The sequence below is a fragment of the Aphanothece hegewaldii CCALA 016 genome, assembly GCF_003007785.1.
Classification (GTDB): Bacteria; Cyanobacteriota; Cyanobacteriia; order Cyanobacteriales; family Microcystaceae; genus Chroococcus; species Chroococcus hegewaldii.
The window spans coordinates 1-7061 of sequence record NZ_PXOH01000074.1 but is presented as its reverse complement, the minus strand read 5'-3'; the positions used below and the strand labels follow the sequence as shown (position 1 = coordinate 7061).

Sequence of the window (7061 nt, the reverse complement as noted above, 5' to 3'; positions counted from 1 at the left end):
ATGGTAGTTATTTTGATCTACTATAATCCCTAAACCCCCCGATGCCAACTTACCTCCACTCGTTTGTAGGGACTACCGAATTCCTTGCTCTCTTAATGATTCAGAAAACTTTTTTGGTAATTTTTATGGGATTTGTAGCAAATTACTTTCCCTCAGTTATCTTCTTTGTGGCCAGCGACGAATTTCCTTATTCATAACTGTGCAGGAAATCTAGATAATCTTCAGAAAATGATTCAGGAAACATTTCGTTTTCCGAGTCAAAAAAGAAGGTAGAGCCGTCACCATTCTTGATCTCTTTCCTAATTTCATCGATCAGACTCGAATCAAACCCTTTTGAATAAATCGCCACAGCCGAAGCTTCTTGAGAACGCTCAACCGCCACCGAAAGCTTGATCGGCTCATTCAATTCTGGTTGAATCGGCTCAGGTTTGGGAGTTTGACTCCGATGTCCAACAATAGAAGAATCGTTCATGACAAGCGATAAATTTCAAAAGGATTCTTTCATTGTAGCTAGATTTATACAAAGACCTAATACAGAAGTATGGTCAGAGTTCCGATGAGCGATTGCTTTGGCTTATTTTTTCAGAGGAAATTTTACAAGTTTTTTAAATACTGCCAGAATTCTATAAGTTGCCGATCGCTTAACAATTTTCGCGATCTTTGATGATAAGTAGACATGACATATTCTTTAGCCTGAGAAATACTCCATTCCACACGCCCTAACTCCACATCAATCGCAGTAAGGAGTTGCTGAAAATCATGATTTATTTCCTCAAATAAGTTCATTTGTTGGGCAATTTCGGCTTCATCGACTTTGGCTTGCTGCTCACCTGATAATAAATAGCTATAGACCCATTCAATTTCGCTCTTGCTAAAGCCACCCTCACTCTTGAATTGCTCTATTTCTTCAGATGTACTACATAAGAGCATTAGTTCTTTACAGCGTTCGGCTCGGTTCTTTTTGGCACGAATGTCATTACTTGTTCGATGAGGATATGACGAATAATTTGGCGAGGCTTCGGAAGAAAGTTGAACAGACGGTTCTAGGGAGGCTTGTATTTCTTGCTCTGTCAGGGTTAGGGAAACTAGGGAGGGTTTTCGCTCACGATTAATCTCCTGATCTAATACAGTATTTTTTCCTTCTAGCAAACGCAATCTTTCTAACAAACTTTGATTAACGAGTTCTAGTTTTTTAATTTGATTCATGAGGTCTCCCTGGTCTCCCTGGTCTCCCTGAGCTAGACTGGGCAATGCTTTTAAGTCTCCTTGGTCTCCCTGACCCCCTCCTAGATAGCCTCCCTGAAGTTGTTCCTCAATGGTTAGACGATCGCTATCAGAGTTCGTTCTCAATCTCACCCCACTAATCACCATCATCCCATTGCTTTTCTTTTTCTCCACTTGCCACCCTAAAGTAGCACTCAGGAGTTCAAGCAGGTTAGCTGAGAAATTCTCTTTAGTAAGAGGCGAGCGCAGTGTATTTCGACAATTCCAACAATACGAACCAAACAATGTCGATGAATCAGGGTTATAGTGATCATCGTTCCATTCACGCGCATTGCTACCGATTTGAGTTTTGGCGAGTGGATCATGGATGAGATGTTCGTTTACCCATGAAGCTAATCCATCGGATCTCACCTGTGATTCCCATAAGGTTAGAGAGATCTTTTGTCCGCCTGCTATACCTCTTAATACGGCTTCTATTTCACTTTCTGGGATGGATAAGAGGTAATGGGTGAAAGCCGATAGCTCAGACTCGAATTCTTTCTCTAAGTCCCGTACTTTCTCATCACAGATGATTTGTCGAAAAGGAACCATTAATGCTCGTCTAGTTAACCAACGACCCGAACCTGCATGAAAGATCGGTTGATTCGATGTAATAGCCACCATGCCGTTAAAACGAAAGTTAAAGGCATCTTTGTACAACTTCCGTCCTCTTAACAAATCTTGACCTGTAATCTTTTTAAAATTAGATACCTGCTTTCCGCATGAGTCTTGATCGGGAAAAATTAATAAAACTTTACCTAACAGGTCAGCGATCGCGTCTTTTTCGTTTAATGTTTCTAGATCTAGTGAGGCGGTGTTCTGTTCTCCAACAACAGCCACAAAAAGGTTCATCAGGGTCGTTTTTCCACTTCCGCCTAACCCGATGACGTGCAGGAATTTCTGCAAGTCCGATCGTCTTCGCAGGATAGCAGCCGCAAAGCACAATACTAACCGTTTATGGTGCATATCTCCCGCTACGGCTTCATCTAACCAGCGATCTATACTTCCCCAGTTGGTGTTGAGTAAGGTGTAGTTTCTCGGTAATACCCACGTTAATCGATGACCTGGGGCATGGGGAGAGAACTGTCCTGTTTCTGAGTCAAGAACACCGTCTAGAAAAGGTAGTAGGGTTTTCTGCTCTCCCCATTCGTGGCAATAAAGCTGATGGCGCAGTAACTCTACGATGTTTTTTAAGTATGATGCCCCATATCCAGAAATCCCTCTGGCTTCTAAAATTAAGTTCACTTGTACTGATATGTACAGGTCATCGACTGGATTCCAAACCCCTTTCTGTTTGCGTTCGTACTCCTGCCATGTTTTATGTTCGTTATCCCACAACCACTTATCAAGATATTTTTCTTTAAGTGATCTCGCTATTAGGTCGGGTGTTGGCGGTTTTTTACTGTTTTGAGGCGTTGATGGCGTAACTTGGACTTCAAGCGATTGTAGCCATTCTCTGTAGGCAATGGGATTTCTTAACAATTCTTGATATTTTTCTTCGCCATTGAGCACGATGAAGTCGTCGATCCCTTTTCCAAGCTTTAGATCCCATTGTACGATGAATACTTCGGCTTTTGAGAGTTTACATAACCGACCAAATTGGATTAACGCTGCTTCTACTTGCGCTTTGATTGTTAGATCTGAGTCAAATACTAAATTGACACAACGTCCTGGAACGATGAATGGTACTAATGCGGGGTGTAGGGCTTTTCCTTTACCAATTTGCCCATTCCATACTCCAGTGAGAGCGATCGCTATCTCCCCATGTGACAGTAAGCAGGCAGCCTTTTTTGCCCCCTCAGTAATGGCGATCGGTATTTCTGGATGCTTCATTACCCACAGCCAAAATCCCATGTCGAGACGGCTTTCTATGATGTCATCGTTCTCGATTGGGATATTATAGCGATCTGCTATTTCCATCCATAATTCCAAGATCATTGGGGCAAATAACGGTTCGGTTCCTTTTCCCTTGGGAAATGAGAAATATTTTTGGGGCTTTCGATCAAGTTCTAAGGGGACTGCGGGTTTGAACTGCCCATGATTGGCATATTTCCCAGTCTTCGGGTTGACTGATTTAACGTACCATCCCCCTGTGTGAGCGTAATACGTCCAGTTTAGAAGGGTGGCGATTTCTTCAGGGTCTGAGATACAGGAGAGCCATTTAGAAGTGAGGGAAGATGCTATCTCACTTCCATCAACCCATTCTGAGGTTGGAGACTGAGTGGTTGGTGATGATAAAACAGACAACGGTTCTTCTTGTTTAGTTGCTAATAAGCCGTCAGTTTGTGTAAAATAGGACTCAAGCATAATTTGTAGTTATACAAAGTTGTCTCAACAAGTCTCAAAGCTTGGTGAGTGAATATTAAGCTAGAAAAGTCCCTTCAGATTGGTTGTCAGAAAGGGGCTTTTTTAGAACCTAAAATAATTATAGCTATTTTCTTGCGGTTAACCGCAAAATTAAAAGATTAAATTTTATTAACTTCTTGATTTAAGCTTACGTTGTTGTCGAATATACTCAAAGGCATCTTGCTCGGCAATTAGAAAAAACGAACCAGCCTTAATAGCCTTTAATTTAGCCTGAACTTTTAGTTTTTCATACCCAGTTATATCCATCTGAACTTTACGGGCAGAAACGCCTAACTCCTCTGCTAGTTCATCCACCGTCCAATAATAAGGCACAGCAGCATCTTTCCGCTTCAGTGGCGGATCAAAGTCTTCTGGCTTGATTGTCATCGGATGGGACAGGGCTAGGGTCATTTTACAAGTTCTTCTCTTTCGTTTTATCTTATACGGTCTCCGCAAGGATTGCGGTAGTTTTAGTCATTTTCTATATATCTACTCTAGCAAAATTTACTTCGAGGTCAACTGTATTTAGGATAGACAGCGTTACTTTTAGTCCTCATCATCGATAATTTTGTTTAAATTATAAGTATAGCGGCTCTTTTGGTCGGGAACGGCTGCCCAGTCGCCTTTTAACTTGCCTTTGGAGAGATATTTTCCAACTTGTGTCCGTATACGAGTGTACTGTGAAGGGGGAAGCTCTCCGTAAAGAATTTGGCAGACTTCATCAATAGAAAAAACTTCACCCATTCGTTCCTCTAATAGCTTTTTGATTGACTCCATTAGGTTCAGCTTATTATAAGGAGGCAACCGTTGTGGTTCAATTGTCTTGCTTTTTCGCTTTAATAGTTGATTTGGAGGATTAGCTTGTAAAAAGAGCAAGCTTTTCAGTAAATCAATTCCTGATGGAGTCCAGTAGTACCAGTTTTGCTCGTCTACTAGATAGTGTTTCCCTTCAGTAAACTGTTCGGCATACTTATTTTTGTTTCTGATAATGACTTTCGGGCTGGTCTGAAGAAATTGGGCAACTTCTCTAGTGGTTAAGGTAGTTTTTTCTGACGTTTCACCACTTGGTAAGGTAGTTAGCTCTTGTAAGTTAAGCGTCCAACATTCAGGAGAATCGGGAATAGATGACCATTTATTATCTACTTCTCCGCTTTTGAGTGCCATTCTCACCCAATCTGTTATTGAGCTTAAGTTGTCTCCATCTTTGATACCGTACAGTTTCCTAACGATGTAGTCGATATGTACGGCATGACCTTTCTCGGTTGCTAGTAATGTACCTATTTCCTTTGTTAATTTGGATTCATTAAACATTGACAAAACAGGACAGCCTTGTTCGGTTGAGCCTTGGGGATCATGATTAATTCGTGGGATAGAAGGCTGTCCTGTTTTGTCCAGTTTTTTTCCAAGGGTTGGAGTATTTGGTGGCGATAATGAAGAAAATTGGGGATTTATCAAGTCTTGATGAGCCACTACTGGCATTGACGAAGAAAGTTGACCAATGGCAGGGCTATCCATCGTCTGATTGATTTCTAAAGAAACATTTGTACTATTAATGAGAATTTGATTTTTTGGTTCAATCGTACCATCCAAGAGGATTTCTAAATGAGCTAGTTGTCTTGCTGCGGTTTGAGCCGCTTGTTGGTGGTAGTCCACAAGCTGTTTATAATAACTCGCTAATTGTTCTAACCATTGTTGGGAGTCTATTGGTGGTTCTGGTGGTGGTGGCATTGATAACATAAATCTAATCTACTTCTTCTGTTGTGTCTCAAAACGTAAGCACTTGCTCTTAACTCCACCACACTCGTTGCCGTATTTTGGGCAGGCTGTAGCATAGGTCTCTCTTTGACAAGTTGCATGACAAAAAGAGCAGATGAATTTAAAGCTTCTTGTGTGGATGATGCGATCGTGCGCCCTGACCGTATACTCTCGCACTTGGATTTTTTTGCTTGGCATGATTCTTTGATTAAGTTGACTTCACTTTATCTTAACCTTCCTAGGAAGAGCTATTTTTGCTTAAAGCACCGCTTTGTTGCCATCGTTGGGGATTCGCCAAGTTTTGACTCAAGGGTGAACAGCATTGTTAACTTAGTTCATAAATACTATTAAAAATCGATTTTGAATGAAAGCTGCCCACCCTTAAGTCCAGTTTTTTCTTGTGAGTTGGTGATGCGGAATAGAGCATGAACATTTAAAAAACCGATCGCGCTATTGTTAATGGTGTAATTTGTTTCAGGAGGTGAATGATGGAGGCTTCTGAGTTGCTCAGACGCTACGCTGCTGGGGAACGAGATTTTACTGGGATTGATTTGGAAAAAGCTGACTTGAGAGAAGCTGAATTTAGTAGAATTAATTTGAGTGGTGCTAATCTCAGTGGTGCCAAGCTTGATTTGATCTCCTTTTCGGGTTATCTCAGTGGTGCTAACTTGAAGGGTGCTAGCATGAGAGGCTCTTGTTTCGCTAGCCATTGTCTCCTGAAAAACGCTAATTTGAGCAAAGCCGACCTGAGTGGCTCCGAACTGGTTTCGGCTAGGCTGATAGGAGCTAACTTGAGTGGAGCCAATTTGTCTAATACCAATCTGACTAAGTCCTTGCTGGGAAATGCTGATTTGACTGGGGCATATTTCGGTTATGCTAATTTGACTCGGGCTGACTTGAGGGCTACTAATTTGAAAGGGGCGACTTTTACTGGGGCGATCCTGATCGAGACTTGGTTGGGCTCTGCCAAAAATTGGGACTGGGTTCATCTCGACAAAACCTTCTTCTGGAAAACTATATTGCCCGACGGAACTGTTGTGGTCGATCCCACTTACAGGAGCTACTACGACAAATGAGGCTTCACTCAATCTTAAAGAAGTAAGTAGTCTTGAAGTTAGTGGAGCAGCTAAATCGCCTAGATCTCTCTTCTTTTACTCTCCGAAAAGCCTGACAATTTATCAATTCTGTAATTCTGAGTCACAAGGCGATCGCACAAAGTAAAAAAGTAAGACAAAGGTTGTCCTGCCTTTGTCAATACTTGATGAATCCCCTTATTTCTTAATAAAAATTTGGACAGGTGAGCCAATTACAAAAAGTTGACAAAAAATACTTAAATCGATTTATATTATTTTTCTTGCAAACCTTTTATTAATAGGAAAATTCTGAGAATAACAGAAGAGGGATAAATACTTTCGTGACAAACCAAGATCTAATAATAAAGCTTTTCATAGAAAGTCTGACATTTTTGGCTCTCACTTGACTTAAATGTACGGCTGTAGCGCGTACTTTGTGTTAAAATATTGATTAAACACTTAATGTTTAAGTTATGAATATGGAACTCAGCATCGAACTGACCAATCATACGACGAAGGAAACCCCTGTGGTTTCGTCCGCTTCACTTAGGGCGTGTCTGCAAACCTGTTATACTGAGTAATATTACTCATCGTTAATTGTTTATATGACCGCGAGTGCTAACC

5 protein-coding genes are annotated in these 7061 nt (G+C 41.2%); 1 reads left to right on the top strand and 4 read right to left on the bottom strand.

All coding sequences use genetic code 11. From position 1 onward, the window contains the following. Positions 1-187 precede the first annotated feature (187 nt). The 4 genes from C7H19_RS24700 to C7H19_RS24685 form a co-directional block, all read right to left on the bottom strand. Positions 188-472, bottom strand: coding sequence for a hypothetical protein (locus C7H19_RS24700; RefSeq protein WP_106459561.1), 285 nt, complete (start codon positions 470-472; stop codon positions 188-190). 122 nt (positions 473-594) lie between these two features. Next, the gene (locus C7H19_RS24695) at positions 595-3570 is read right to left on the bottom strand and encodes a DUF3854 domain-containing protein (RefSeq protein ID WP_106459560.1); all 2976 of its coding nucleotides are present in this window, start codon (positions 3568-3570) and stop codon (positions 595-597) included. A gap of 168 nt (positions 3571-3738) precedes the next feature. Further along, on the bottom strand, positions 3739-4020 hold the full coding sequence (locus C7H19_RS24690; protein ID WP_106459559.1) for a MerR family transcriptional regulator: 282 nt from the start codon (positions 4018-4020) through the stop codon (positions 3739-3741). A gap of 135 nt (positions 4021-4155) precedes the next feature. Continuing rightward, positions 4156-5346, bottom strand: a complete 1191-nt coding sequence (locus C7H19_RS24685; RefSeq protein WP_146136595.1) for a hypothetical protein — start codon at positions 5344-5346, stop codon at positions 4156-4158. A gap of 503 nt (positions 5347-5849) precedes the next feature. Here C7H19_RS24685 and C7H19_RS27330 point away from each other — a divergent pair. Beyond that, positions 5850-6440 (top strand): pentapeptide repeat-containing protein, encoded by a 591-nt coding sequence (locus C7H19_RS27330; protein ID WP_106459556.1) that lies wholly within the window; start codon positions 5850-5852, stop codon positions 6438-6440. The last annotated feature ends 621 nt before the right edge of the window (positions 6441-7061 follow it).